Annotated in this window: 27 protein-coding genes; 9 read left to right on the top strand and 18 right to left on the bottom strand. The window is 46.5% G+C overall.

The genetic code is table 11. From position 1 onward, the window contains the following. The first annotated feature begins 52 nt into the window (after positions 1-52). The 6 genes from pstB (at position 53) to BM293_RS04500 (ending at position 7,519) form a co-directional block, all read left to right on the top strand. On the top strand, positions 53-823 hold the full coding sequence (gene pstB / locus BM293_RS04525; RefSeq protein ID WP_234968935.1) for a phosphate ABC transporter ATP-binding protein PstB: 771 nt from the start codon (positions 53-55) through the stop codon (positions 821-823). 27 nt (positions 824-850) lie between these two features. Continuing rightward, positions 851-1,582, top strand: a complete 732-nt coding sequence (gene phoU, locus BM293_RS04520) for a phosphate signaling complex protein PhoU (RefSeq protein ID WP_093447135.1) — start codon at positions 851-853, stop codon at positions 1,580-1,582. A 24-nt stretch (positions 1,583-1,606) separates the two neighbouring features. Then, positions 1,607-2,320: a phosphate regulon transcriptional regulator PhoB gene (gene phoB, locus BM293_RS04515; protein ID WP_093447133.1), complete on the top strand. Its 714-nt coding sequence runs from the start codon at positions 1,607-1,609 to the stop codon at positions 2,318-2,320. 51 nt (positions 2,321-2,371) lie between these two features. Then, positions 2,372-3,661 (top strand): phosphate regulon sensor histidine kinase PhoR, encoded by a 1,290-nt coding sequence (gene phoR, locus BM293_RS04510; protein WP_093447131.1) that lies wholly within the window; start codon positions 2,372-2,374, stop codon positions 3,659-3,661. A 119-nt stretch (positions 3,662-3,780) separates the two neighbouring features. Next, a complete protein-coding gene (locus BM293_RS04505) occupies positions 3,781-4,749 on the top strand; it encodes a PstS family phosphate ABC transporter substrate-binding protein (protein ID WP_093447130.1) in 969 nt (322 codons plus the stop codon). Positions 4,750-4,987: 238 nt separating this feature from the next. Next, on the top strand, positions 4,988-7,519 hold the full coding sequence (locus BM293_RS04500) for a methyl-accepting chemotaxis protein (protein WP_159428457.1): 2,532 nt from the start codon (positions 4,988-4,990) through the stop codon (positions 7,517-7,519). 54 nt (positions 7,520-7,573) lie between these two features. Here BM293_RS04500 and BM293_RS04495 read toward each other — a convergent pair whose 3' ends face one another. The 8 genes from BM293_RS04495 to gshB all read right to left on the bottom strand — a co-directional run bounded on the left by BM293_RS04495 (position 7,574) and on the right by gshB (position 14,306). Then, positions 7,574-8,290, bottom strand: coding sequence for a hypothetical protein (locus BM293_RS04495; RefSeq protein WP_093447127.1), 717 nt, complete (start codon positions 8,288-8,290; stop codon positions 7,574-7,576). A 15-nt stretch (positions 8,291-8,305) separates the two neighbouring features. Further along, a complete protein-coding gene (locus BM293_RS04490) occupies positions 8,306-9,601 on the bottom strand; it encodes a dihydroorotase (protein WP_093447125.1) in 1,296 nt (431 codons plus the stop codon). After that, positions 9,598-10,614 (bottom strand): aspartate carbamoyltransferase catalytic subunit, encoded by a 1,017-nt coding sequence (locus BM293_RS04485; RefSeq protein WP_093447124.1) that lies wholly within the window; start codon positions 10,612-10,614, stop codon positions 9,598-9,600. The genes BM293_RS04490 and BM293_RS04485 overlap by 4 nt, the downstream gene beginning before the upstream one ends. Further along, positions 10,611-11,120, bottom strand: coding sequence for a bifunctional pyr operon transcriptional regulator/uracil phosphoribosyltransferase PyrR (pyrR, locus tag BM293_RS04480; protein WP_093447122.1), 510 nt, complete (start codon positions 11,118-11,120; stop codon positions 10,611-10,613). Before pyrR ends, BM293_RS04485 begins: the two co-directional genes overlap by 4 nt. Continuing rightward, positions 11,117-11,584, bottom strand: coding sequence for a Holliday junction resolvase RuvX (ruvX, locus tag BM293_RS04475; protein ID WP_093447121.1), 468 nt, complete (start codon positions 11,582-11,584; stop codon positions 11,117-11,119). Before ruvX ends, pyrR begins: the two co-directional genes overlap by 4 nt. Continuing rightward, a complete protein-coding gene (locus tag BM293_RS04470) occupies positions 11,577-12,164 on the bottom strand; it encodes a YqgE/AlgH family protein (RefSeq protein WP_093447119.1) in 588 nt (195 codons plus the stop codon). The genes ruvX and BM293_RS04470 overlap by 8 nt, the downstream gene beginning before the upstream one ends. Positions 12,165-12,259: 95 nt before the next feature. Further along, positions 12,260-13,318: an FAD:protein FMN transferase gene (locus tag BM293_RS04465; RefSeq protein ID WP_093447118.1), complete on the bottom strand. Its 1,059-nt coding sequence runs from the start codon at positions 13,316-13,318 to the stop codon at positions 12,260-12,262. Positions 13,319-13,322: 4 nt separating this feature from the next. Next, positions 13,323-14,306, bottom strand: a complete 984-nt coding sequence (gene gshB / locus BM293_RS04460) for a glutathione synthase (protein WP_093447116.1) — start codon at positions 14,304-14,306, stop codon at positions 13,323-13,325. A 239-nt stretch (positions 14,307-14,545) separates the two neighbouring features. On the opposite strand from gshB, the gene BM293_RS04455 reads away from it, so the two are divergent. From BM293_RS04455 to BM293_RS04445, 3 genes are read left to right on the top strand one after another with little or no spacing between them, the layout of a single operon-like run. After that, positions 14,546-15,997 (top strand): circularly permuted type 2 ATP-grasp protein, encoded by a 1,452-nt coding sequence (locus BM293_RS04455; protein WP_093447114.1) that lies wholly within the window; start codon positions 14,546-14,548, stop codon positions 15,995-15,997. Then, positions 15,984-16,931: an alpha-E domain-containing protein gene (locus BM293_RS04450; RefSeq protein ID WP_234968897.1), complete on the top strand. Its 948-nt coding sequence runs from the start codon at positions 15,984-15,986 to the stop codon at positions 16,929-16,931. The genes BM293_RS04455 and BM293_RS04450 overlap by 14 nt, the downstream gene beginning before the upstream one ends. Positions 16,932-16,973: 42 nt before the next feature. Continuing rightward, the gene (locus BM293_RS04445) at positions 16,974-18,002 is read left to right on the top strand and encodes a zinc-binding metallopeptidase family protein (RefSeq protein ID WP_093447110.1); all 1,029 of its coding nucleotides are present in this window, start codon (positions 16,974-16,976) and stop codon (positions 18,000-18,002) included. 2 nt (positions 18,003-18,004) lie between these two features. Here the strand turns inward: BM293_RS04445 and BM293_RS04440 are convergent, their stop codons facing one another. The 10 genes from BM293_RS04440 to proC all read right to left on the bottom strand — a co-directional run bounded on the left by BM293_RS04440 (position 18,005) and on the right by proC (position 25,380). Next, positions 18,005-19,456 (bottom strand): NAD(P)H-hydrate dehydratase, encoded by a 1,452-nt coding sequence (locus tag BM293_RS04440; protein ID WP_234968896.1) that lies wholly within the window; start codon positions 19,454-19,456, stop codon positions 18,005-18,007. An 85-nt stretch (positions 19,457-19,541) separates the two neighbouring features. Further along, the gene (gene rpmG / locus BM293_RS04435; RefSeq protein WP_093447106.1) at positions 19,542-19,697 is read right to left on the bottom strand and encodes a 50S ribosomal protein L33; all 156 of its coding nucleotides are present in this window, start codon (positions 19,695-19,697) and stop codon (positions 19,542-19,544) included. A gap of 12 nt (positions 19,698-19,709) precedes the next feature. Further along, entirely contained in the window at positions 19,710-19,946 is a 237-nt protein-coding gene (gene rpmB, locus BM293_RS04430; protein ID WP_093447104.1) for a 50S ribosomal protein L28, read from the bottom strand. Between the two features lie 150 nt (positions 19,947-20,096). Beyond that, entirely contained in the window at positions 20,097-20,774 is a 678-nt protein-coding gene (gene radC / locus BM293_RS04425) for a RadC family protein (RefSeq protein WP_093447102.1), read from the bottom strand. Between the two features lie 72 nt (positions 20,775-20,846). Beyond that, positions 20,847-21,269, bottom strand: a complete 423-nt coding sequence (locus BM293_RS04420; RefSeq protein WP_093447100.1) for a hypothetical protein — start codon at positions 21,267-21,269, stop codon at positions 20,847-20,849. A gap of 22 nt (positions 21,270-21,291) precedes the next feature. Continuing rightward, entirely contained in the window at positions 21,292-22,155 is an 864-nt protein-coding gene (locus tag BM293_RS04415) for a PilZ domain-containing protein (RefSeq protein ID WP_159428456.1), read from the bottom strand. A 70-nt stretch (positions 22,156-22,225) separates the two neighbouring features. Then, positions 22,226-22,837: a methionine biosynthesis protein MetW gene (metW, locus tag BM293_RS04410; RefSeq protein ID WP_093447096.1), complete on the bottom strand. Its 612-nt coding sequence runs from the start codon at positions 22,835-22,837 to the stop codon at positions 22,226-22,228. 1 nt (position 22,838) lies between these two features. After that, a complete protein-coding gene (locus BM293_RS04405) occupies positions 22,839-23,966 on the bottom strand; it encodes a homoserine O-succinyltransferase MetX (RefSeq protein WP_093447094.1) in 1,128 nt (375 codons plus the stop codon). Between the two features lie 17 nt (positions 23,967-23,983). Next, complete coding sequence (locus BM293_RS04400) at positions 23,984-24,553, bottom strand: YggT family protein (RefSeq protein WP_093447093.1); 570 nt, start codon at positions 24,551-24,553, stop codon at positions 23,984-23,986. Further along, positions 24,550-25,380, bottom strand: a complete 831-nt coding sequence (proC, locus tag BM293_RS04395) for a pyrroline-5-carboxylate reductase (protein WP_093447091.1) — start codon at positions 25,378-25,380, stop codon at positions 24,550-24,552. Before proC ends, BM293_RS04400 begins: the two co-directional genes overlap by 4 nt. Positions 25,381-25,488 lie beyond the last annotated feature (108 nt).

The following is a 25,488-nucleotide window of genomic DNA, read 5'->3' as shown; positions in this document are numbered from 1 at the left end:
AAAAGTAATGAGTCAGAACATTAGTGTCAATACTGGGCGAGATCACCGCAATATGAGTCTTTCAGATGAAAAAATTGCGATCCAGGTCAAAAATTGGGATTTATATTATGGCAACTCACAGGCGTTAAAAAATGTCACGATGGATATTCCAGAGAATCGAGTCACTGCTTTTATTGGTCCGTCAGGTTGTGGTAAGTCAACCTTGTTGCGTTGCTTCAATCGCATGAACGATTTGATCGATATCGTGCGCGTTGAGGGCAAGATGCATATTCATGGCCAGGATATGTACGCCAAAGAAGTGGATGTAGCTGAAATTCGTCGTCGCATTGGGATGGTATTTCAAAAGCCGAATCCCTTTCCTAAAAGTATCTATGAGAATGTGGCTTATGGCCTGCGTTTGCAGGGTGTGAATAATAAGTCAACGCTTGATGATACCGTCGAATGGGCCTTGCAAGGTGCCGGTTTGTGGAATGAGGTGAAAGACCGTTTAAATGAAAATGCCTTGGGGATGTCGGGTGGTCAGCAGCAGCGTTTGTGTATTGCACGGGCGATTGCGATTCAGCCAGAGGTGATGTTACTAGATGAACCTACTTCGGCCTTAGACCCGATTTCAACCTTGGCGATTGAAGAGTTGATTTTTGAGTTGAAAAAAGACTTTACGATTTTAATTGTTACCCGCAACATGCAGCAAGCAGCCCGAGTATCGGATTACACCGCATTTATGTATATGGGCGAACTAATTGAATACACCGATACAGATAGTTTATTTACTAATCCACAAACTAAACGAACCGAGGATTACATTACCGGGCGCTACGGTTAATACCCACAAAAGGATAGGGATAAGATTATGGAAAAAAAAGAGTTTACTTCACATGTATCTGGCTCATTTAACCGTGCGCTCGAAGAATTATTTAACCAGGTTTTAGAGATGGGTGGCCTAGTCGAGCGTCAGTTGGCTAGCGCTATTCACGCGGTGCAAAATTACGATATTCAAGAAGCTAGAGAGGTTATTAATCTTGATAAGCTGGTTAACCAACAAGAAATTGAAATTGATCGTTTGAGTGTGCGGTTATTGGCGCGTCAACAGCCCACCGCGTCTGACTTAAGGCTGGTTATTGCGTCGATCCGTTTAGGGGTCGATTTAGAACGCATGGGCGATGAGGTGGTCAAGATTGCCAATATGGTTATCCAGATTGCTAAGATGGATGATGGACGCTGTCAGGGGTTAGAAGGGTATAAACAACTGATTGAGATTGCTTCGCGTGCTACTGAAATGCTCCAGAAAGCCTTAAATGCATTTGCGCGTTTAGATATAAAAGATTGTAGCAGCATTATTGAAGAGGAAGAGCGTGTGGACGAACTCTTTAAAGTGACGACTGATGAAGTCATGGCACTTTTTAAAGATTCGGATGTCGATGTGGTATGTTTGTTTGAATTGATTTATGCTTTACGAGCAAGTGAGCGCATTACCGATCATGCTCGAAATATGGCAGAAACCATTATTTATTTAGTGAATGGCCAGGAAATGCGTAATATTGATCCGAATCGTTTAGCTGAGTTTTTAGAAAATATTAGTTAATTGATTACCATGATGAGAGACTTTATGCCCCCTGCCAAAATACTCGTCGTAGAAGACGAATCGGCTATTCGTGATATGTTGCACTTTACCCTAAGTTCAGCAGGCTATGACGTGGTTTTGGCCGCTAATGCTGAACAGGGCTGGCAAAAAATACAGGATGAAACGCCGGATTTGCTTATTCTGGATTGGATGTTACCGGGTATTAGTGGGGTTAAGCTCGCGCAACGTATTCGACAGGATGAGAAAACGCGCAGCTTACCGATTGTGATGTTAACGGCGCGTGGTGAAGAAACCGATCAAGTAATGGGTTTTGATGCGGGCGCTGATGATTATGTGGTTAAGCCGTTTTCTCCTCGGGCTTTAGTTGCGCGTATTCGTGCCTTGTTTCGTCGCCAGGATCCAGAAACTCAAACTACAGAAGTGTTGCAACTTGGTGAGTTGAGAATGGATTTGGCCAGTTATCGTTTTTGGGCAAAAGAGCAAGAGGTCCGTATGGGGCCTACCGAGTTTAAGCTGATGCAGTTTTTTATGCAGCATCCTAATCGAGTTTATTCTCGGGGCCAGCTATTGGATCAGGTCTGGGGTCAGCAAGTGGTGGTTGAAGAGCGTACAGTGGATGTGCATATTCGCCGCTTACGCAAGTTGCTTGAACCGCTACAATGTGAAGATTACATCCACACTATTCGTGGTGCAGGTTACCGTTTTTCGGAACCTGATCCACGTTTTTCAGATGAGTAATGGGTCTGTTGAGTGCTTGGTATAAAGCCGTTTTTTGACTTATCAACAAGGATGCGTTTTCACGAGGAAGTGATTGGCATAGCAGGGCTGGTGCTTCTGGCCACAGTTCTTGGATTGTTTACTCAGGCTTGGGGCTGGTCATTTGTGGTTGCGTTTTTGTTGTACGTATTGCGAAATATGTATTTTTTTGCGCAGTTTTTGCGCATGGTCAAAAGTCCAGACTTAGTGGCACAACAAGTACCTTTTGGTGTGTGGGGTGATGTTTTTGATGCCTATTTTGAAAAGTCATACAAAGAAAAACGCCAAATTAAGCGGCTAAGATCGGAAACGGATCAAGTTCAGCAGGCCATGAACCTATTGCCAGATGCACATATTTCATTATCTAAGAATTTTAAAATTGAATGGATTAATCACGCTGCCGAAGATTTGTTAGGTTTAAATCAACGGGACGTAGGTCAACTTATTACTAATTTGCTGCGTCAGCCTGAAATTATCGCTTATTTTGAGATGGCTGATTTTGAGCAAAGCGTTGAGTTTTATCAAACTCACCAAAGCACCCAGCGACTAAGTGCATCAATGGTGCCTTATTTTCAACACCATTTTTTATTTATCGTGCGTGACATTACCGCCGAGCATAACCTTGCCCAAGTTCGACGTGATTTTGTGGCAAATGCCTCACATGAGTTGCGGACACCCTTAACGGTGGTAACCGGTTATTTGGAGTTGATGCAAGATGAGCTCGCTAGCTTTCCACCCTTATGGCACGGTCCCGTTGAGCAAATGAGCAGCCAAGCTCAGCGAATGCAGAACATTATCAACGACTTGTTAACGCTATCCTCAATTGAAGCGGATAGTTATAAAACACCGCCCGATGTGATTGATATGCAAGATGTATTAATGGCACTTGAACAGGAAATGCACCAACTTAGCCAAAACGAACACGATATAAAGTTCGAAATAGCGACCCACAAAAACCTTTTTGGGTTAGTAGATCCGCTACGCAGCGTGTTTGTGAACCTGGTGAGTAATGCCATTCGCTACACGCCAGCAGGAGGCAAAATCACGGTGCGTTGGTTTGAGAATAAACAACATCAATTGGTTTTTCAAGTTAAAGACACCGGTATTGGTATTGCACGAGAAGACATCCCGCGATTAACCGAGCGCTTTTACCGTGTGGACACCGCACGCTCACGTAGTTCAGGCGGCACGGGTCTGGGGCTAGCCATAGTCAAACATATTATTGAGCGTCATCAGGCCAAGTTGGATATTCAAAGTCGTCTAAAAGTCGGTTCAACATTTCGCGTTATTTTTCCTACAGCTATGGTTCGCGATCCGGCCTAATATCGACCTGTTTAGTGCTTGTCATAAAACTGTCAAATCTTCTTCATTTAACTGTTATTTAGCTCCCGCATACTAATCCTGAAGTTTAAATTTATTTAATTCTCTTAAGGAGCTTAACTATGCTACGTCGTAAATTATTAGCCACCATGGGTTTTGCTGCGGCCGCTTTAACAATACAGCCAGTTTTAGCGGGTGTGGATCCTACTTTGCCAAGTTATGAGCGGACTTCAGGTATCTCTGGCTCTTTGAGCTCAATTGGTTCAGATACCTTGAACAACTTGATGACTTTATGGTCAGAAGAATTTAATCGTATGTATCCGAATGTGAATGTGCAGATTCAAGGTGCTGGCTCATCCACTGCTCCGACGGCTTTAACTGAAGGTGCAGCTCAATTTGGTCCTATGAGTCGTGCCATGCGTTCAGGTGAAATTGCGGCTTTCGAGGCGCGTTATGGTTACGCCCCGACTGAAATCGGTGTGGCAATTGATACTTTAGCGGTATTTGTGCACAAGGATAACCCTATTGAGGGACTTACCCTGTCTCAGGTGGATTCATTATTTTCATCGACCCGAGCGTGTGGCGCACGTGAGGATGCCACCACCTGGGGTGATGTGGGTTTAACGGGTGAGTGGGCGAATCGCCCCGTCCAATTATACGGGCGTAACTCAGTATCGGGTACCTATGGTTATTTCCGTAATGTAGCCCTTTGTCGTGGCGATTTTAAAAACTCAGTTAACGAGCAACCTGGTTCAGCATCGGTTGTGCAAGGTGTGTCAGCATCAGTTAACGGCATTGGTTACTCAGGAGTCGGCTATCTAACTTCAAGTGTTCGCTCAGTACCTTTAGCACGTGAAGCCGGTGAGCAATTTTTTGAAGCGAATGCAGAAAATGCCGCAACGGGTGATTTTCCATTAGCGCGCCTGTTGTACGTTTATGTGAACAATCCACCTTCACAGCCTATGGAACCAGCGGTTAGAGAGTTTATGAGAATGGTGTTGTCTAAAGAAGGGCAAACCATTGTGAATAATGATGGTTATGTGCCATTACCCCGCGCGGCCGCAGAGCGTGAGTTACGTAAACTCGACTAATCACTATGCCGTTACAGGTTAGTTGATCAAAAAAACCCAGCCCTGTGCTGGGTTTTTTATTATTTAAAAAGCTTTCTTTCATGTTTTTATGCTTTAATGATGTTGATTGTTTTTCTAATTGGATAGATTGCTGTTAGATCTGTACTAGACAACCTGATTTCAAGCTGGTTTCCCTATCCAGCCCTCTACGTATTAAAATTATTAGTAATAAGTATTCTTGTTCATAAGGTGAATGAATATGTTTAAGTCAATCAGAGCTAAACTCTTGGGAAGTTTTATTGTAATTACCTTGATGGTGATTGGATTGGCGGTATATAGTATCGTCAAGGTACAGGAATCGGCCGGTGGTTTTGCTGATTATCGAACCTTAGCCATTAATGCGGTGGTTGCGACTGATGTTGATTCTAGCATGTTTGCGACGCGCATGAACTTGATGCGTTATTTAAGGAGCTCTAGCCCTGAAAATGCGGAGGGTTTTAATGCGCGTTACAACGAGCTCGTTAATGAAACAGAGCGTTTAACCGAACGCTTGACAGGCTCTGAGCGTGAGCGTCAAGCTCAAGAAATCATGGTTGCATTGCGCGAATACCGCACCAATTTTGATCGCATTCAATTACTCATAGCGGAACGCGATACATTGGTACATGCCCTTACCTTTGAAACCGGGCCGCAAATCGAACAAAACATTACTGACATTTTGCGTAGCGCTGAAACTCCTGAGGTGGTTCGGGATTTAGGTTTGCTAAATCGTAACTTGCTTGTAGCGCGTATTGCTGGACAGCGCTTTATTCGCGAGGGCACGCCGGACATCATGGAGATCGCCTATCAAGAGTTTGAACGTTCTGAACAGCGTCTTGCAACTCTGCGCGAAAATATGCAAAACCTTGATCTAATTGCTCAAATGCGCGATACCGAACAATTGATTGATGTTTATGTTCAGCAAATGCGTGATTTGCAACGTGTTATAGATCTAACCAATTCAAATATCAGCGAAATGGATCGAATCGGTAGCGATGTTGAAGGTCGCTTGCAAGAAGTGGTATCACGTATCCAAGCAGAACAAAACCAAGTCGGTCCGATGGTGCAGGCGCTCAATGAAGACATTGTGCGCATGATGATTATTATCAGTTTGTTGGTGGTGGTTTTATCGATTGCGGTCGCCGTTTATATCCCACGTTTGATTGCCCGCGGTTTATCAGCGATTCAAGGCAGTCTGGCGCAAATTAGCCAAACCGGCAATTTCAGCATACGTGCCGATGACAAACGCCAAGATGAAATCGGTGAGATGGGTAAAGCGGTCAATTTCCTGTTGTCGAATATGCAAGATGCCATTAGTGAAGCGAATGAGGTCGTTAAAGCATTGTCAGAAGGGCGCTTTGATCAGCGTGTCACCCGTGAGCTGGTGGGTGACCTTAATAAACTCAAAGACGGCATTAATACCAGTGCCGACAATATTACCGATGTCATGGCGCAGTTGAAAAAGACGATGGGCTACCTACGCGACGGTCAGTTTAGTGTCAATATCGACACCCAAGCGCAGGGTGAATATAAGGCGATGATTGACTCTGCCTCAACGTCCATGGCCGCCATGAATCGCGTGATTAGTGAAATTAACAGCGTCATGTCTAATGTATCAGAAGGCCAATTCTCCGAGCGGGTGAAAATTGCAGCGGCTGGCGATATGAATAAGCTAAAAGATTCAATAAATGCAACGGTTACGGTGCTTGAGGATGTTATTGGCGATATCACCCGTGTTATGGATGCGCAAAGCCAAGGCGATCTCACCCAAGCGGTCACCACCGACTGCCAAGGCCAGTTAGATCAACTCAAAACGGCTATTAATGCGAATGCGGACAATCTTGCGGGCATTATTGCCGGTGCCCTTAATAGTGCAGATGTGGTTAATGGTGCGGCAAACGAAGTGTCTAAAGGTTCACAGGATTTGAGCCAGCGTGTACAAGAGCAGGCGGCGGCGTTGGAAGAAACCTCTGCCACTATGGAAGAGATGAATTCGGCGGTTCAAAACAATACGCAGAATGCCCTTGAGGCAACGCGTGTCGCACAGGATGTACAGCTTAAAGCCAATGACGGTTCGCAGGTGATGCAGCAAACCATTGCAGCGATGAACGCTATTCAGGAATCGAGTCACAAGATTTCTGAAATTGTCAGTTTGATTGATGGTATTGCTTTCCAAACAAATCTATTGGCCTTGAATGCAGCGGTTGAAGCGGCACGGGCAGGTGATCATGGTCGTGGTTTTGCCGTTGTTGCGGGTGAGGTGCGTGCCTTGGCACAAAAATCTGCCGAAGCGGCTAAGGATATTAAAGCATTGATTGATGAAAGCGTGGTTCGGATTGATGAGGGTAGCAAATTGGCATCCTCATCTGGTGACATGCTGGCCGAAATTAACAATGCCATCGAAAATGTAACATCGATGATTGAGCATATTGGTGAAGCATCAAGAGAGCAGGCCGATGGCGTCAATCAAGTGCATCAGGCGGTAGCCGACATTGATCAGGTTACGCAGCAAAATGCGGCACTCGTAGAAGAAACATCAGCAGCAGCGGAAAGCATGAGTGAGCAAGCTCAAGAATTGAGTCGCAATATGGCCTTCTTTAATACTGGCCGAGATCTTCACCGTCCCGTTAAGCAACTTGAACAGAGCAAGCCTATAATGGCAGACAAACTTGTAAAACCAGCATCATTGCCAGGGTCTGCTAAGCCGTCTGACACTAAAACCACGGATGCTGATGAGTGGACGGAGTTTTAGTTGTTCGTTGCAAGGATGGTTGCTTCATTGATTAGCCCGAATTGTTCGGGCTTTTTATTTAAGCGCTAAATAAGGGCGCAGTTGCAGATGATTGACCTGATTTAAGCAGGTCTGCTGATCAGCTTTATCGAGTTGTCCTAATAAGTACCAGGCCTGCTGATTTTCGGGCATCTGCTTAGGTAAGTGATGAACAAAGTCTGCCAGTAGGTCTGCCAGCGTCCCTTCATAACAACCTGGCAGCCCATCTGGGTGTGCTACGCGATTGACTACGCCCCAATCCTCCAATAATGGCACGGCACCCAATGCCGACTCGGTTAACTCTAATATAAATCGCGCCGGTTTCAGTTGCACCGGTAGTAGGGGATCATGTTTGAGTAGCGCAATCATCGGTGCCACTACTAGGCCTGCTTGCATTGCTTGATGGCGTTCTTTTGCGGCGGCTAAGACCCAAGCGAGGCTGCTGCGATCTGCTAACCAAATTTGTGCTTGTTGTGGCCAGACCTTTACGCCATCGGGGCGAATGAAGTCTTGCCGCAGCGTGACATGCAACAGGTCTCCGGTCTGCCATGTGTCTAACCAGGCCTGGTCACTGAGCCATTGGGTTCTAACCCGACCATCTGCGGTAGCTTGGTTGTGCCAGGCTTTAGCGGTGATGTGCTCGGTGAAATGGCCAACCCTACCAAATTCAATCTCATGCGCTTGTTCTGTTTGCCACAACCAGGCCTGGTTGGGTTGGGCGTTGCAGCTTAATAGGGTGATCAGGCTATTCATCAAGACTTATGTCGCTTACACGGCACGGTTTTGATAAACCGTGCGACCCTGAAACAGCGTGGTGACCACCGCTGATTCAAAACGCCAACCGGCAAAAGGTGAGTTTTTACCCGCTGAAATCAGTTGTGCAGGTTCAAATGCCCAGAAGGTTTCTGGATCGACCAAACAGAGATCTGCACTGTAGCCACTCCCCAGCCTTCCGGCCATCACATTAATAATATTGGCGGGCTGCCAAGTTAAGGCACTGATGGCACGTTCCAAGGTTAACTGGCCACTTGCAACTAATTTAAGTGTTAAGGGTAGAAGTGTTTCTAAACTACTAATACCGGGTGTGCTTTCACCAAATGGTAGTAGCTTATGGTCTTTGTTTAGCGGGGTATGGTCGCTGACAATGGCATCAATTGTGCCATCAGCTAAGCCTGCAACCAACGCACGTTGGTCGTCCTGGCTGCGCAACGGCGGGCTAACATGAAATAGACTGTTAAACTCCAGCAAGTCCATTTCAGTGAGGTGTAGCTGATGGGCGGCTACATCACAGGTGACCGGTAAGCCTTGTGCTTTTGCTTGGGCAATCATCTGCACAGATTCGGCGCAAGAAAGTTGCGAAAAATGAGCGCGGACGCCACTTTCAGCAACCAAAATTAAATCACGCGCCAGCGCAATGGTTTCCGCTGAACGCGGAATCGGATTCAAGCCAAGGCGGGTACTGACCGTACCGGAATGGGCAACGCCGTGATTTTTGAGTTGCTGATTTTCGCAGCGCAGCATCACCAGTAAATCTTGTGAGGCTGCATAGTCGAGGGCGTTTTTGAGTACCAAGGGGTTTTGAATCGGTTGATTGGCTTGGCTTAGCGCTACGCAGCCACCGGCTTTGAGGGCGTTCATATTACTGAGTTGTTCGCCAGTAAGCCCTTTGGTTAGCGCACCCAGTGGCAAAACAAACGCCGTGGCGGCTTGGCGCGCCCGACGTTGAATGAGTTCGGTGACGGCTTGGGTGTCGGTGACCGGCTGGGTGTCGGGTGGGCAGCACAAGGTGGTAATGCCGCCGGCCACGGCCGCTTTGGTTTCACTGGCAATGCTGCCGGCGAGGTGTTTGCCGGGTTCGCCTAAGCGGGCTTGCAAATCTACCAGGCCAGGCAGTACCCACAAGCCTTGCGCATCTAAGACATCTAGGTCTTGGTTAGTTTCGAAGCCTGCAGGCGCTTGATCGCCAACTGCAGCAATATGCCCTTGACTAATATAGATATTGGTTACTTGATCGAGCTGTTGTGAAGGATCAATCACTCGGCCCTGTTGAATAATCATTTTCATGAGTGAGTCTCCGTGCTGGCTTGGGCATCGGCTTGTTGTAGTTGGGCGGCATTACTCATAATAGTTGCCATGACGGCCATGCGCACGGCAATGCCATAGGTGACCTGCTGTAAGATCACCGATTGTGGGCCATCAGCCACCGCTGAGTCAATTTCAACACCGCGATTAATCGGGCCGGGATGCATGACAATGGCATCGGCTTTGGCATAATTCAGACGTTCTTCAGTTAATCCATAGGTTTTAAAGTATTCTTCAGCGCTGGGCAGTAGCGCACTTTGCATCCGTTCATTTTGTAAACGCAGCATGATGACCACATCGACGCCATCTAACCCTTGCTTCATATCATGGTAGACCTGTACGCCTAAGCTTTCAGGATAGGATGGGATTAAGGTTTTTGGCCCAATAACGCGAATTTCACGCGCTTCTAACAGGCTGAGTGCTTGAATTTGGGAGCGCGCAACACGTGAATGCAAAATATCGCCCACAATCGCCACGTTTAAATCAAACACATCGCCTTTAAGTTTGCGGATCGTAAACATGTCCAGCATGGCTTGAGTTGGGTGCGCATGTTGACCATCCCCGGCATTCAGCACATGCACGTGCGGGGCGACGTGCTCAGCAAAAAAGTGCGCGGCACCACTTTCGGCATGACGTACCACAAACATATCCGCTTGCATGGCTTCTAGGTTCCACAGGGTATCGAGTAGCGATTCGCCTTTTTTGGTCGCCGAGGCGCTGATATTGAGGTTCATTACATCAGCCGACAGGCGTTTTTCGGCAATTTCAAAGGTGGTGCGGGTGCGGGTGCTCGGCTCAAAAAACAAGTTCATAATGGTTTTGCCGCGCAGCAGGGGGACTTTTTTGATTTCATTGGTTTGCGGATTGATGAAGGACTCCGCCAAATCGAGGATTTCTAACAGGTGAGTTTGTTTTAAACCCTCCAGCGTTAGAAAGTGTTTCAGTTTGCCTAGCTCGTTAAGTTGAATGTTGGGGGCATTTAGGCGTGGGCTCATAGGGTGTCCTCCAAAGGTTCAATGCGCAGGCTCAAGGGGCGAGGGCCTTGTAATTTAAAGCGGAGCGCATCTGCAGTGGCATAGGCATAAAAATCGGGCTGGATAGGCAGTTCGCGTCCACCTTGGCGATCAATCAGGCAGGCTAAAATAATTCGTGCTGGGCGACCATAGTCAAAAATTTCGTTCATTGCGGCACGAATGGTGCGTCCGGTGTGCACCACGTCATCCACCAAAATAATGGTTTGATCTTGCACATCCCATGGAATATTAGACGGTTGCACTTGGGCGCTAAGTCCGCTGGTGGCAAAGTCATCACGATAAAAGCTGCTGTCTAATACGCCAATCGCTTCATTAAGTTGCAGACGTTCGGCTAAGGCCAGCGCGATATATTCGCCGCCGGTGCGCAGCCCAATCATTTTGCTGTCGGCGCTAAAAAAGGGCGCTTGACGGATAGCATCAGCAAGTTGGTCTAGTAAGGAATCTAAATCAAGGTTGGGCATGATCATGCGGTCTCCAGCCAATTGGTCAGTAAAATTTGGGCGGCGTGTGCGTCAAGCAATGAATCGTGGCGGGTGCTGGCTTTTTTGCCAGCGGACTGGGCGCGCAGGCGCTGTTCGGCTTCAATAGAACTCAGTTGCTCTTCGATTAAAAACACCGGTAGGTTGTAGCGACCACCGAGGCGTTGGGCAAATTTGCGGGCATTTTGGGTAAAGGGCTGTTCTTCACCATTTAAACGTAGCGGTAATCCCACCACCAGCCCCACCGGTTGCCATTCAGTAATTAACGCGCTGATGTCATCCCAATTTACTTGGCCATCGCGATTTTTTAGTACACATAAAGGAGTGGCCGTGTCGCTAATGGTTTGACCTATCGCCACGCCAATGCGTGCCAGCCCGTAATCAAAGCCGAGCAAACTCCCCGATAAATCGGCTTTAGTGCGGCCTTGTGCTAGGGCATGTAGATTAAGCATGGCCGGCCTCACTGCTTAAAAAAACCGGGTCAATGCCGAGTGAGGCGAGGGCATGATTCCAGTGCTGATCAATGGGTACATCAAACACGATAGCCGGATCATAGGGACAAGTAAGCCAGGAATTGCGTTGGATTTCTTCAGTTAACTGGCCGGGATGCCAGCTAGCGACGCCTAAAAATACTAAATGAGGGGCTTCTGCTTCACCAGAAGCGATGGCTTTTAAAAACGCTTCTGATGTGCTCAAGATTAAGCCGCCCTCTAATGCAATGCTATTGGGCCAGTTGTTATTGTTGCGGTGCAAAATAAAGCCGTGTTCTTTGTCTACGGGGCCGCCCAAACGAACATATTCTGCTAATTCTGCTCGGGTATCCTCTTGGCCAACAGGGGTAAAATTAAAGTAGTCTAGTAAGTCGTTAACCTTGAATTTATGCGGTTTGTTAAGCACTAGGCCGGTGGTTTGTTGGTCGCTGTCTTCGGCAATATAAATCACCGTTTTTTCAAACCAGCTGTTATCCAAGCTGGGGTTGGCAATTAAAATTTGGTGTTGATAACTGTGTAATGTTTCTATCTTGGGCTGCAACGTAGGCCTCGTGTCATTCTGTGAGTCAGTCTGTCGGTGTTTAGGTCATGAAATGCCCATTATTTTAACAGATTTATTTAATAGCATTCGCTGGCTTATGGGTTCGTCTTGACTAACCAGGGCGAAAGAGCAGGGCTGACAATCAGCTGATTTTGCTGGTCGATGAATAGATAGTGACTCAGCTCAAATTCAGCGACTAAGGCTTGCCAATCTTTAGGGCCGGCAATGAGTAGAGCCGTTGCAAGGGTGTCAGCAACCACCGGATCTGTGTGCCAAACGCTAACAGAGGCAAAGCTATCAGCCGGTGCGGCGGTGTTGGGGTTAAGCAGGTGGCTGAAGCGCTGCCCTTGCCAATCGAAGTATCGTTGATAGGTACCGGAGGTGAACAGGGCCATATTGGCGGGTAGGCTCACTTCGGCGATTGCGCGCTCTGGTTGTTGCGGGTCGCGTAGTTTGATGGTCCAGTTTGTATCGGGTTTTTTATCACGTGTATCAACCGAAAAACTGCCTAGGTCGCCGCCTAGATTAAGCAGGGCGTGAGGTATTTGATGGTCTTGTAAAATTGACCAGGCCTGCTGCACCGCTAAACCTTTGAGATTGCCGCCAAAATCCAAGCGCACCTCTGTGTTGCGGCTAGTGAGCTGGCCTTGCTCAAATGCGAGGTCGGCAATGGAAGGGCGCTGGTCTAACCAGGCCTGGCGCAGGTGAAGCTCGGGCGGTGGGCCTTGCCAGTCGCGCTGATGAAATCCCCATAGTGCAATCAGGCTACCAATGCCGGGGTCAAAAAGATGGTGAGTGCGGGCGCTTAATTGCTGAGTTTGTTGGATGAAGTCTTGGATATCGGCAGGGATTTCAATGGCCTGATCTTGCGCAATGGCTTGATTAATTTGATACACCCAGCCATGGGGTTCCCAAGCATGCCAGGCCTGGTGCATGGCTAAAAAATGTTGTTCGATAGCATGAATTGCACGCTGGGCTTGCGGTGCGGGGGTGTCATAAATATGCACAGTCACTTCAGTGCCAAACACATAGAAGGTTTGCACAACCGGCGGCGGGGTCGGTTGGCAGCCACCGAGTAGCAGCAGGCCTGCTAACACTAGGCCTAAGATTACGCGTGGAGTTCGAGAGGTGGTTAATCGCGTGCTTGGCTGCATGTGGTTAATGGCGCGCTGGTTGTTGAATGGCTTGCTCTTGCAGCGCCTGTTCTAAGCGTTGCATTAACTGGTCGGCAATTTTGAGGCCAAATTGCGCATCCAGCTCACGGATGCAGGTCGGGCTGGTGACATTAATTTCGGTAATGTAGTCGCCAATCACATCGAGGCCAACAAACCATAATCCTTTGGCGCGTAAAGTGGGTGCAATCCGGGCGCAAAGAGCCTGGTCGCGCTCCGTGAGCGGTTGACCGACCCCCCGTCCACCGGCCGCCAAATTGCCGCGATTTTCGCCAGCAAGAGGAATGCGAGCCAGCGCAAAAGGCACGGGTTCACCATCAATAATCAGAATACGCTTGTCGCCTTGCGCAATCTCCGGTAAGAATCGTTGCGCCATGATCAGGTGTTGGCCATGGTTGGTCAAGGTTTCGATAATCACATTGAGATTCGGGTCGCCTTGTTTTACTCGAAAAATAGACGCGCCACCCATGGCATCAAGTGGTTTAAAAATGGTGTCTTGATGCTGCGCCACAAAGGTTTTGAGCAGATCAGCTTGCGCGGTCACCAGGGTGTCGGTCATGCAATCGCTAAACCAAGTGGCAAAGAGTTTTTCATTGGCGTCGCGCAGGCTTTGGGGTTTGTTGACCACCAGCACGCCTTGTTGTTCGGCGAGTTCTAAAATTTGCGTGCAATAGAGATAGTCTTGATCAAACGGGGGGTCTTGGCGAATCAGCACAATATCTAATTCATTAAGCGGGCGATCTTGGCGGTCATGAAGTTCAAAATAGTTTGGATCATCAGCCTGCTCCCAGACACGCAGCCTTTGCATCCGTGCCATGGGTTGACCTTGTGCTAAGAACACATCGCTCGGATTCATATAATATAAAACATAGCCGCGAGCTTGGGCGGCCAAAAGCATCGCAAATGAGCTGTCTTTATAAGGTTTTATCTGTTCGATTGGATCCATTATGATCCCGAGTTTAATGGTCATCGTGCCGTCCCAAGCGTCTGCTAAAAAGAACTTTATTATAGGAGATTTAGCGGGGCATTTTTATGTCGTTTTGTTTGTGCTGTTTTTTGTTCTAACTTGGTGCGGTTTGTTTCAAGATTTTCTTACAAAACGTTTTATTTTTTAGTTTTTTATGCCTAATTATATGTTTTCTAATATTAATTAAAATTTTGGTTTTTTATGTGCTTTAATCTAGTAAATATAATAAACATGAGGATGTAATGATGCTGTCGGCATATAACCCCGCCTTTTATGATGAGTCTATGCTATCCGATACTGAGCCACGTGCCGGTTCGCAGGACTTGGTCAATAATTTTCGTGCCTTAAATTCGGACCAGTTGCAGGGCTTGCAGGCCTTGGCAGATGCAACGATTGCCAAAATGGGCGTGTCCTTCACGGTTTATAGTGATGAAGGCAATATCGATCGGGCTTGGCCTTTTGATATTTGGCCGCGCGTCATTGAAGCCAGTGAATGGCAATCGGTGGCAGCAGGCCTGCAACAACGCTTACGCGCACTGAATTGTTTTATTGATGATGTCTACAACGAACAAAAGATCTTCAAGGCTGGTGTGGTGCCGGCTGATATTGTGCTAAGTTCGCGCAATTTTCGCCCTGAGTGTGTCGGGATGCGTCCAAAACATGGCGCCTGGTCTAATATTTGTGGCAGTGATTTGGTGCGCGATGCACAGGGTCAATTTTATGTGTTGGAAGACAATCTGCGCGTGCCATCGGGCGTATCCTATATGTTAGAAAACCGCGCGGTTATGAAGCAGGTGCTCCCTGAGTTGTTTGAACATAGCATGATTGCGCCTGTCGGGGATTATCCCAATAAATTATTGTCGATGCTCAATTCGCTTAATCCTAATGACTCAGTACTGGCTGAGGTGGTGGTGTTAACACCGGGGATTTTCAATTCGGCCTATTATGAACACGCCTTCTTAGCCCATGAAATGGGGGCTGAGTTGGTGGAGGGTAGCGACCTGGTCGTCGGTGATGATGACTATGTCTATATGCGTAATATCGAAGGTTTAAAGCGTGTTGATGTGATTTATCGTCGCATTGATGATGAGTTCTTAGACCCTGAGGTATTTCGGCCGGACTCGACCCTAGGTGTGCCGGGCTTAATGCGTGCTTGGCGTGCCGGCAAGGTGGGCATTGCTAATGCACCAGGCTGTGGTGTCGCAGATGATAAGGTGGTCTATGCGTATGTGCCAGCGATGATTGAGTTTTATTTGAATGAGCAACCTTTAGTGCCGAATGTGCCCACTTACCTGTGTCGCAACGACGATGATCAAGCCTATGTGTTGGCGAATATTGAGCAGTTAGTGGTGAAGCCGGCCAATGAATCGGGTGGTTACGGCATGTTGGTTGGGCCGCACGCCAGCGCTGAACAATGTGATGCGTTTCGTGAGTTGATTAAACAGAATCCACGCAACTACATTGCCCAACCTACTTTGCAGTTGTCAGTGGTGCCCACCCTAACGCCGAAGGGTATTGCTCAGCGCCATGTTGATTTGAGGCCGTTTATATTGCAAGGCGCAGACACCTACGTTACGCCGGGCGGCTTAACCCGTGTTGCGTTGGTTGAAGGCTCGTTGGTGGTGAATTCGTCACAGGGTGGCGGCAGTAAAGATACCTGGATTGTAGATTTGGAGGTGGATGATGTTATCTAGAGTTGCAGAGCGGGTATATTGGGTTGCGCGCTATATTGAGCGTGTTGAAAACAGTGCACGGATGATTTTGGTGCATTCTAATTTAATGTACGACTTGCCCAAAAAAATTGATATTAGTTGGTATCGTTTGATTGAATTGGTTAGTGCCGAAGCCTTGTTTGATGATCTTTATGATGCGAAAACTGAAAAAAATGTCATGGCGATGTTAATCAGTGATACGCGCAATCCTTCGTCATTGGTGTCTTCACTGCGGTTTGCGCGCGAAAATATTCGCACCACGCGTGATATCTTGCCAAAAGAAACCTGGAACATGATTAATGGACTGCACTTGATGCTGGCATCACGCGAAAGTGATTTGAGTTCGCGAGCCAAACGCAATGATTTAATGGAAGAGGTGATTCGTGCCTGTCAGGCGATGACCGGGATGTTTTCCGGTACCTTGAGTCAGAATGAAACTTTTTCATTTTTGATGTTAGGGCGCAATCTAGAGCGCGCCGATATGACGTCGCGCTTACTGGATGAGGGTGGCTTCTTTTTAGGTCAGCAAAAACATCTTGAGCAGGTGCAGGCTTATGAAAATGTACTCTGGGCCAATGTATTGCGTTCAGTCAGTGGTTATTTGATGTATCGTCAGCATGTGCAAACCCAAATTAATGGTGAAGACGTGGTGCGTTTTTTGTTGAATGATCGCAAATTTCCGCGCTCCGTGACCCAGTGTTTACAAACCATTGAGCAGGTCATACAGCAATTACCGGGCGATGGCGTAGTGAAGCAGCAGGTGGCTTCGTTAAGGGTTTACTTGCAGGATTGGCGTAATTTTGAAGCCGGATCGGAGGAATTACATGGTTACCTTGATCAGTTGCAAAAACACTTAATGTCGCTTAATAATGCGATTTACCAGGCTTGGTTTGTGCATAAATTAGCGGCGGCATAAAATGACAAAGAGCGTTAAGCAATAGGTTAGCAAAGGACGGCTATGCAACGATTTTATTGTAATTGTGGTCAGGAGGTCTATTTTGCCGATACGCATTGTATTGCTTGTGGTAGAGAGTTGGGATTTGATCCAGCACAACGCCACATGTACTGTGGTCGGCGCGATGGCAAGGAATTCATTGCTGAATTACCTAACGGCTCTGAAAAGCGCTTTAAAGTCTGTGATAATCACCAAGAGCCGGTGCATTGTAATTGGCTGTTGGCGTTGGATGATCCGCATCACCAATGTATTTCGTGTCGTACCACCCATATTATTCCAGACCAAAGTTATGCTAAAAATGGTGAGCGTTGGCGTCTTTTAGAAAAAGCAAAGCGCCGCTTATTTGATACGTTAATTAGTCTAGGGTTGGATGTTCGTGGCGTGCCAGAGCGGCCTCAAGGATTGCGGTTCAATTTTTTAGAAGATCAACGCAGTAATCCAGCGGTTGATCTTGAGTTTGTGTTGACTGGGCATAGTCATGGCCTAATCACCTTGAATGCGGCAGAAGCCGACGAAGGTTTCCTGCACACTATGAAAGAGCGGATGAATGAGCCTTATCGCAGTTTGTTGGGGCATTTTCGTCATGAAGTCGGCCACTATTATTGGGAATATCTACTGAAACCTGAAAGCTTAGTTCAGTTTAGAAGGGTGTTTGGTGATGAGCGATTTGATTATGGTCAAGCCTTACAAAGTTACTATCAATTTGGTGCGCAACGTAATTGGCAGGTGAGTTTTATCAGTGCTTATGCTAGTTCGCATCCTCTAGAGGATTGGGCGGAAACCTGGGCGCATTATTTACATATAACCGATACATTGGAAACGGCTCGGGTGTATGGCTTAAGTGAATATGTGCAGGGCCGGCATGACTTTGACCGTTGGATGGATGAATGGCTAAAAGTGGTTAAAGTGATGAATGCATTAAACCGAAGTATGGGCTTGGCAGACCCTTATCCATTTATAGTGAGTCCAATTGTGATGAGTAAATTGCGCTTTATTGATGAATTAGTGGATAGCCAAGCTCGACTAGATTGATACTACAGGCGCCAATTCATTAATAGATCACTAGGTAGGTAATGTGCTGTTCCGTGTACTTGTTTAAGTTTATCAGCCGTATAGGCATGATGAATAACGGCCATTTGTGCAGCAAGGCTGAGCGCTATGCCTTGGGCGACTAGGCCTGCTATGAGTCCGGTTAACACATCGCCCATACCACCTTTGGCCATGCCGCTATTGCCATAGCGGCAGACGATCATGTCTTGGCCATCATAAATAAGTGTCCCCGTGCCTTTTAATACAATCACGCCACCATAGCGTTTATGCAGGGCTTTAGCGGCGGCAATCCGGTCTTGCTGGACTTGGGCGACTGATTGTTTAAGCAATCGTGCGGCCTCTTTCGGATGGGGCGTTAAAACCCAGCGATGATAGTGAAAGGGTCGGTGTGCGAGGCAATTGAGCGCATCCGCATCAAGAATTAAGGGTTTATTGGTTTGGCAGGTTTGCTCAAATATACGCCATGCCCAATCGCTTTGGCCGAGTCCCGGGCCAATGGCAATCGTTGTTGCTTGTGCTAAATGTTCGGCGAGGGTGCTGTCATTGCTGACCATGAGTTCGGGCTGCATTTGCGTAAGTGGCAATTGATGTTCTGTACGACTGATGACTTTAACTAATCCGGCCCCTGCGCGTAAGCAGGCCTGGCTTGCTAAGGCGACAGCGCCCATCATGCCATAGTCGCCGCCGATTAAAAGGGCGGTGCCATAGCTACCTTTATGGCTGTTATGGAGGCGTGTAGGAAGTGAGAGCTCATTGATAGACGGTGCTATGGCTTCAGGTTGGAAAGCATGCAAAAGGTCGGGATCAAGTTGAAGATCGCAATGATGAATTTGCCCGCACTTATCACGCCCATCGAGCTGATAATAACCTAGTTTATGGCAAATAAAGGCGGCGGTATGGCTGGCGTTAATCGTGTCAGGGTGTGCCAGGCCTGTTGCACAATCCAATCCTGACGGACAATCTAACGCCAAGACCGGTTTTTCCGCGAGATTAACGGCTTGGGTAATAAGGTTCCAGGGCTCACTGAGTGGTCGGTTCAGGCCAATGCCAAATAGGGCATCAACTATAATGTCTGATTCTAGAAGTGTTTGGGCTGAAAAGCCTGCTACTGTGATGTCATGTTCGCTGATTTGCTTGGCCGCACGTTGAGTTAAAGTTGCCTTGGGGACGCTGATTTGACAGACCGTAGCTTGTTTACCAGCCTGTTTGGCATATTGCGCAAACAAATAGCCATCACCTCCATTGTTCCCAGAGCCCACCAAAATGTAATAGTGACTTGCTTGTGGCCATAGCTTTGCGGCTAATTGCCAGGCCTGCTTGGCGGCACGATTCATCAGCTCCCAACCATCATCACCGAGTTGTTTTTGGGCGAGCTGGTCGATGGCTTGGTTTTGGTGTGGCGTAAATATCGGCAGCATGGCAAGCCTTTTAATCATCTAGTTTAGGGTGATTAAAGCATAATTCCAGCCATAAAAAAACCGGCTTGAAGCCGGTTTTAGCACGAAAAACCAAATAAATAAATTACTTAATTTTCGCTTCTTTAAACATGACGTGCTTACGAGCCACTGGGTCGTATTTTTTGATTTCAAACTTGCCCGCCATGGTGCGTTTGTTTTTATCAGTGGTGTAAAAATAACCTGTACCCGCTGAAGAAACTAGTTTAATTTTATCGCGCATAACCGTCTCCTATTAAACCTTCTCACCACGTGCACGCATTTCTGCAAGCACTGACTCGATGCCGTTCTTATCGATAGTACGCATAGCGGCTGGCGTTAAGCGTAGTTTTACAAAACGGTTTTCAGACTCAACCCAAAAACGGTGTGCTTGTAAATTTGGTAAAAAACGACGACGTGTTTTACGGTGAGAGTGGGAAACGTTATTACCGACCGCAGGGCGTTTTCCTGTGACTTGGCAAACTTTAGACATCTCTCAATCCCCTAATCTTTTAAGATTTAACACTAAATTAGAAGGCGCAATATTACGCTTTCAAAAATTCTACATTACGGTAATAAATTACCTAAAAACAAGAATGACGCATTATCCATAAATAGCTTTCGGATTGCAAGTGTTATTTGTTTATATCTCACCTGCTTGCGCCATCGAGTGCCAGCGGCCATGATCACCAAGGATAATGTGGTCGAGTAATCTGACTTCAACTAAAGCAAACGCCTCTTTAATAGTAGCCGTTATACTGCGATCTGCTTGGCTTGGATGGGGTTTGCCTGATGGATGGTTGTGGGTAATAATAGCGGCCGCAGCATTGTGCTTTAACGCCAATTTCACTAACTCGCGGGGGTGTACGCTGGCTTGGTTAACCGTCCCCAAAAATACGATATCGAACGTAATCATTTGATGTTGCTGATCAAGCAGCATCAGCCCAAATTGTTCGCGTTGGCTATGGCCAATTTGTTGCATAAAGTATTGCGCGCTGAGTTCTGGCGCATTCATCGTGTTACCTTTTTTTAGGCCACTTTCAAAATGCCGCCGCGACATTTCAAGTACAGCACGTAATTGCGCGTATTTTGCAATACCTAGCCCTTTAGCTTGGCAAAAATAGCTTTGTTCGGCGTTGAGTAGGCTATGTAAGTCGCCAAACTCGTCTAATAGATCTTGTGCTAAAGTAACGGCACTTTTTCCCTTCACGCCAACGCGCAGAAAAATTGCTAATAGTTCTGCATCGGTTAAGCTGGCGGCACCAAATGCGATCAGCTTTTCTCTTGGTTGGTCAAATGGATGCCATTCTTTGATGCCCATATTTTAATTGCCCCTTATGATAAGCATAAATACTTATTATAAGGGGCGGTTGTGACGATTGAAAGCCGTATTTTATGTTGCGGCTTGCGCCTTTTTTTGTCGTTGTTGTTTGATGAGTAAAGCGGTTTTAGCCACTTTTGCGAAGTATGGGTATTGATGTTCCACACGTTTATACATTTGAACGGGACTTTCCCAAGGCATTTCGAAAGCAGTTTGTGCGATTTCAAACCATTTATCTATTTCTTGATCAGTAAAATATCTATTGATTTCAAAGTAAGATAATTTGGCCAGAATGACCGCTCTAAAGGTTTTATTCCATTCTAGATCGGTCAGCTTAGGATGGTTTTTTTTATAAAATTCGTTTGGCCCGTCAACTAGAAATTTGAGCAAGACTTTTAAGGTTTCGTGTGTGAGTAGATCTTGTGCAGCATCACTAGCAGCAAAGCTTAAATTATTTAGAAATTGAAGTTCAATTTGATGGCTTGTGCCTGGCATGGTTAGCTGCTCCTATACTAAATTAGTTAAAGCACTCTTGGAGCTCGTATTTTTGAATTTGCGCGAGTAAGAAGGTATGGTTAATGCCATTAAAAAACTCCAAGTTGATCGCAACGCGCTCATAAAAGGTTTCGGTTTGGCTTTGAATGCTTACTACTGTGCCATCAAAGTTTAATAGTTTGTCTTCATCTTTAAAGTAGATTAGCACATCTAAAGCTTCGCCAACCCTCAACCCTTTTTTGAGATTAAGTGCCACGCCACTCGCACTGACATTAACTGTGTCAAAGCGCCAGTCTTCAGGGTGTTGGCGTTGTATATGATCCTCGTGCAGTTGGCGAAATATGTCTGTATAAATGTTGAGCAGCACACTGGTATGCAAAATAGCTTGCATTAACGGAATGTTTTCGAACTTTGGGGCGTTGATTTTTTCACATAGTTCATCAATTTTGAAGCCCATTGGTAATGGTTCAGGTGAGTAAAAAGTATCCGAAGATGATTGACTCATCACCTCATCTAATCGTTGCAAGAAATATAGGTATTTTGTTTCTATGAGTTTGATGTAAGTGTAGGTTTTAGGTGCAGATTCTTTAATGGTTTTTATTAACGTCATGCCTTCAAAGTAGGCGTTGAGTTTAAAAATGGTATTGGGATCTTTTTTAGCATTGTAGCCCTTTGTGAGTTCGACTAGGCAGTGTTCAAAAAAGTCGAGGTGTTCTTGAATTTCAGCGAATATTTTTTTAACGAGGTCTGAGTTTTCACTCAGCTGGTTAAGTGAGATATTGACTCGGGTTTTTTGTTGATGGATATGGGTCTGAACACTGGTTGGGATGTAGTTGGCACCTGTTGCTAGGATGTCGCGGTCAGTTATCGGCGATTTGGGCGTCACGTATACCCTAAGCGGCATATTAATTCTAAAAAACCTGCGTACGTTGCGGGAAGCTCTTGTCATAATAGGATCAGTTTTTTCGTTGTATTTTATAAAGTGCCACTTCACCGAGTAGATTTGGAAGCATGCGAGTACCTAGATTACTTTTGTGCTGGTTATTAACGACGGCCTTGGCAACAATCTCAATATTATTCTCTTCACATAGGTCTTCAAAATCATTAAAGGTACAAAGGTGAATGTTCGGCGTGTCATACCAGCGATAGGGTAAGGTATCCGTTTCAGGCATTCTCCCTTTCAATAATAATTGAGCACGCATTTTCCAGTGACCAAAATTTGGAAAGGTGATAATAATTTGTTTGCCAATCGTTAACATATGCTTTAACAATAGGTCTGGGCGCCGAACCACCTGTAAGGCTTGCGTCATGATAACAAAATCAAAGCTACTGGGATCAAAGTAGTGGATTAAGTCTTCAGAGTCAAGATTGCTTTGAATAACATTGACGCCGTTTTGTAGAGCGAGCACATTTTTATGCGGATCAATTTCCATTCCATAGCCACGGATATTGCGTGTTTGCTTAAGGTGGTTTAAAAGGGTGCCATCCCCGCAGCCCAGGTCAAGCACATGGCTTTCGGGTGTAATCCAGTCAGTAATGAGGCTAAACTCTGGTGTGATGCGGTTCATGTTACCCATCCTTTTTAATACGATTCATGTAGGCACGAAAAATACCTTCATAATGGGCGTTTGGAAGTAAAAAGGCGTCATGACCATGCTCGGACTCAATTTCTGCATAACTCACGCTTCGGTCATTATCAAGTAGAGCTCGGACTATTTCGCGTGAGCGAGCAGGGGAAAAACGCCAATCTGAGGTAAATGAGACAACTAAAAAAGCCGCCTGAGTTTTTGCAAACGCAGCGCTCAAGTCGTTGTCGAATTCTGCGGCCGGATCAAAATAATCTAATGCTTTAGTCATCAGTAAATAGGTATTAGCATCGAAGTTTTGCTTGGTGGCAAACTTTTCGCCCTGATAACGTAAATAACTTTCTACTTGAAACTCGACATCAAAGCTATATTTAAGACGTTCACTACGCAGCTCGCGACCAAATTTTGCGCCCATCATATCATCAGACAAATAGGTGAGATGCCCTAGCATTCTTGCCAGAGCTAAACCGCCTTTCGGTGTGGTATTCGCTTCAATAAAACGCCCATCGTGAAAGTCAGGGTCGGTCATAATCGCGCGGCGTGCCACTTCGTTAAAGGCAATATTTTGTGCGCTTAACTTGGGTGCCGCGGCAATGACCAAGGCATGGCGTAATTTATCTGGATAATCAATCGCCCATTGCATGACTTGCATCCCACCCATTGAACCACCAATAATGGCAGCCCATTGATCTATGCCTAGATGCTGGCGAAGGGTGTTTTGACTATTAACCCAATCTCGACAGGTAACGATAGGGAAGTCTGGTCCATATACTTTACCAGAGAGCGGGTTTAGACTGGTTGGGCCGCTAGAGCCGCGACAACTCCCTAGGTTATTGGAGCAGACGACAAAAAACTCATTGGTATCAACCGGTTTGCCAGGCCCTATGTAGTGATCCCACCAGCCTGGCTTGTTATCCTCTTCATAAAAGCCGCTGACATGATGATCACCGCTTAGTGCGTGACAAATAAGCACAGCATTAGATGCATCTTCATTAAGTTCACCATAGGTTTCATAAACCAAGTCATATTGCGGCAGTTCGGCGCCACTAACCAGTTTTAATGGTGCCGATACATGTAGTGTGCTTGGCGTGACATACAATTTATCCGTCATCTTAGGGTGCTCAAAAGTTATGCCAGAGTATTGGCAAATTGGGCGATGCTGCCCACAATTAAAATTTGACTTAATTTTATCACGGCAATGGCCACAATCGGTGATAGATCAAAGCCACCCAAGTCGGGCATAAAGCGACGTATTGGCGCGAGCATGGGTTCGGTCATTTGGCGAAAGATGTCAAGATTTGGGTTGCTGTTACTACGTGCTAACCAGCTCAAGATGACTTGGATAATAATAAGCCAAAAGGCCAAATCAAATAAAAAGTTGAGTACTTCACTCAGTGCAAAAAGGCTAATAAAACCGGCACTAAAACTGCGACCTGTTATCCAGCCAATCATGACGGCAAGGGCGGCTTGTAAAATAACTGCAACAATCAGCGCGGCTAAATCCCAGCGTGGCCCGAGTTTGTTAGTCCAGTTGAAGGGTGCGCAAATGGGCGTGGTTACCTTGCCAATAAATTGTACGATTGGATTACGCCAGTCGGTGAAGGTAGCGCGCATGATAAAGCGCAGCACCAGTGCGAAAACAATGATGCCAACACTAAACTGTAATAGAAATAGACCTGCTTGTGTTGTAGGGCTCATGCTTGTTCTCCCAGTTCATCTGCGAGTTTTTGCGCACGTTGATAGGCGGCTTGCATAGCTTGTGCTACCGTGTGGTCAAGTTGTGCTTGCTGGAAAGATTTAATCGCTTGTTCAGTAGTGCCATTCGGTGAGGTCACGCGCGCGCGCAGCTCGGCCAGGTCAACATCACTTTCAAGCGCCATTTTTGCGGCGCCCAAAGCGGTTTGCAGCGTCAGTAATTGTGCCGTTTCAGCGGGCAAGCCTAAATTTTTGCCGGCCGATACCATAGCTTCCATAAATAAAAAGAAATAAGCCGGGCCACTGCCTGATAAGGCGGTCACAGCATCCAGCATAGCTTCATCTTTAACCCATAGTGTGATGCCAGCTGTACGCAATACTTGCTCGGCTTGTTCGTGTTGGGCAGCGGTTACATTGGCATTGGCAAATAATCCAGTTGCACCGGTTTGAATGAGCGCGGGCGTGTTGGGCATGGTACGTACAATTGCACAGTCTAAGCCTAACCAGCGCGATAGTGTATCGGTCGTAATGCCAGCGGCAATTGAAACAAACAATGGTAGGCGTTCGCGATGCATCAACAGTGGTGCTAATTCATGACAAACAGCTTGGAGTTGTTGAGGTTTGACTGCAAGCACCAACAGGTCATAGTCGAGAAGGTCGAGGTTGTTGGTACAAATGTTGATACCATGTTGTTGACTCAGTTCTGTCAACTGGTCTGCGTGCATATCGCTAGCGGCTAATGCGTCAGTCGGGTGGCCGCTGGCAATCAGGCCACCAATAAGGCTTTTTGCCATATTGCCAGCACCTAAAAATGCAATACGAGTTATCATGTTGGCATGGGCTCCAAAATATTTGCGTGTTCAAAAGATTAGTGTCATTATGCCAAAAATTCACTCTAAAAGGGCAGGCAGTTGCGAAATCAAACGTTAACAAAGACG

Source organism: Thiomicrospira sp. ALE5, assembly GCF_900112445.1.
Taxonomy (GTDB): domain Bacteria; phylum Pseudomonadota; class Gammaproteobacteria; order Thiomicrospirales; family Thiomicrospiraceae; genus Thiomicrospira.
The sequence above is the reverse complement of the archived record's forward strand: the minus strand, read 5'-3'. Positions and strand labels throughout refer to the sequence as shown.

Coding starts and splice junctions, on each gene's coding strand:
- phoB (WP_093447133.1), top strand. CDS start 1,607: ATGCCCCCTGCCAAAATACTCGTCGTAGAAGACGAATCGGCTATTCGT.
- ruvX (WP_093447121.1), bottom strand. CDS start 11,584: ATGCTTAATCTACATGCCCTAGCACAAGGCCGCACTAAAGCCGATTTA.
- BM293_RS04405 (WP_093447094.1), bottom strand. CDS start 23,966: ATGACGGATAAATTGTATGTCACGCCAAGCACACTACATGTATCGGCA.
- BM293_RS04490 (WP_093447125.1), bottom strand. CDS start 9,601: ATGAAAATGATTATTCAACAGGGCCGAGTGATTGATCCTTCACAACAG.
- BM293_RS04485 (WP_093447124.1), bottom strand. CDS start 10,614: ATGAGCCCACGCCTAAATGCCCCCAACATTCAACTTAACGAGCTAGGC.
- rpmG (WP_093447106.1), bottom strand. CDS start 19,697: ATGCGCGATAAAATTAAACTAGTTTCTTCAGCGGGTACAGGTTATTTT.
- metW (WP_093447096.1), bottom strand. CDS start 22,837: ATGAACCGCATCACACCAGAGTTTAGCCTCATTACTGACTGGATTACA.
- BM293_RS04400 (WP_093447093.1), bottom strand. CDS start 24,553: ATGAGCCCTACAACACAAGCAGGTCTATTTCTATTACAGTTTAGTGTT.
- BM293_RS04455 (WP_093447114.1), top strand. CDS start 14,546: ATGATGCTGTCGGCATATAACCCCGCCTTTTATGATGAGTCTATGCTA.
- BM293_RS04445 (WP_093447110.1), top strand. CDS start 16,974: ATGCAACGATTTTATTGTAATTGTGGTCAGGAGGTCTATTTTGCCGAT.
- BM293_RS04495 (WP_093447127.1), bottom strand. CDS start 8,290: ATGAATAGCCTGATCACCCTATTAAGCTGCAACGCCCAACCCAACCAG.
- radC (WP_093447102.1), bottom strand. CDS start 20,774: ATGGGCATCAAAGAATGGCATCCATTTGACCAACCAAGAGAAAAGCTG.
- BM293_RS04440 (WP_234968896.1), bottom strand. CDS start 19,456: ATGATTAAAAGGCTTGCCATGCTGCCGATATTTACGCCACACCAAAAC.
- BM293_RS04450 (WP_234968897.1), top strand. CDS start 15,984: ATGATGTTATCTAGAGTTGCAGAGCGGGTATATTGGGTTGCGCGCTAT.
- pyrR (WP_093447122.1), bottom strand. CDS start 11,120: ATGATCATGCCCAACCTTGATTTAGATTCCTTACTAGACCAACTTGCT.
- BM293_RS04420 (WP_093447100.1), bottom strand. CDS start 21,269: ATGCCAGGCACAAGCCATCAAATTGAACTTCAATTTCTAAATAATTTA.
- phoR (WP_093447131.1), top strand. CDS start 2,372: ATGCGTTTTCACGAGGAAGTGATTGGCATAGCAGGGCTGGTGCTTCTG.
- proC (WP_093447091.1), bottom strand. CDS start 25,380: ATGATAACTCGTATTGCATTTTTAGGTGCTGGCAATATGGCAAAAAGC.
- phoU (WP_093447135.1), top strand. CDS start 851: ATGGAAAAAAAAGAGTTTACTTCACATGTATCTGGCTCATTTAACCGT.
- gshB (WP_093447116.1), bottom strand. CDS start 14,306: ATGACCATTAAACTCGGGATCATAATGGATCCAATCGAACAGATAAAA.
- BM293_RS04500 (WP_159428457.1), top strand. CDS start 4,988: ATGTTTAAGTCAATCAGAGCTAAACTCTTGGGAAGTTTTATTGTAATT.
- BM293_RS04505 (WP_093447130.1), top strand. CDS start 3,781: ATGCTACGTCGTAAATTATTAGCCACCATGGGTTTTGCTGCGGCCGCT.
- rpmB (WP_093447104.1), bottom strand. CDS start 19,946: ATGTCTAAAGTTTGCCAAGTCACAGGAAAACGCCCTGCGGTCGGTAAT.
- pstB (WP_234968935.1), top strand. CDS start 53: ATGAGTCTTTCAGATGAAAAAATTGCGATCCAGGTCAAAAATTGGGAT.
- BM293_RS04465 (WP_093447118.1), bottom strand. CDS start 13,318: ATGCAGCCAAGCACGCGATTAACCACCTCTCGAACTCCACGCGTAATC.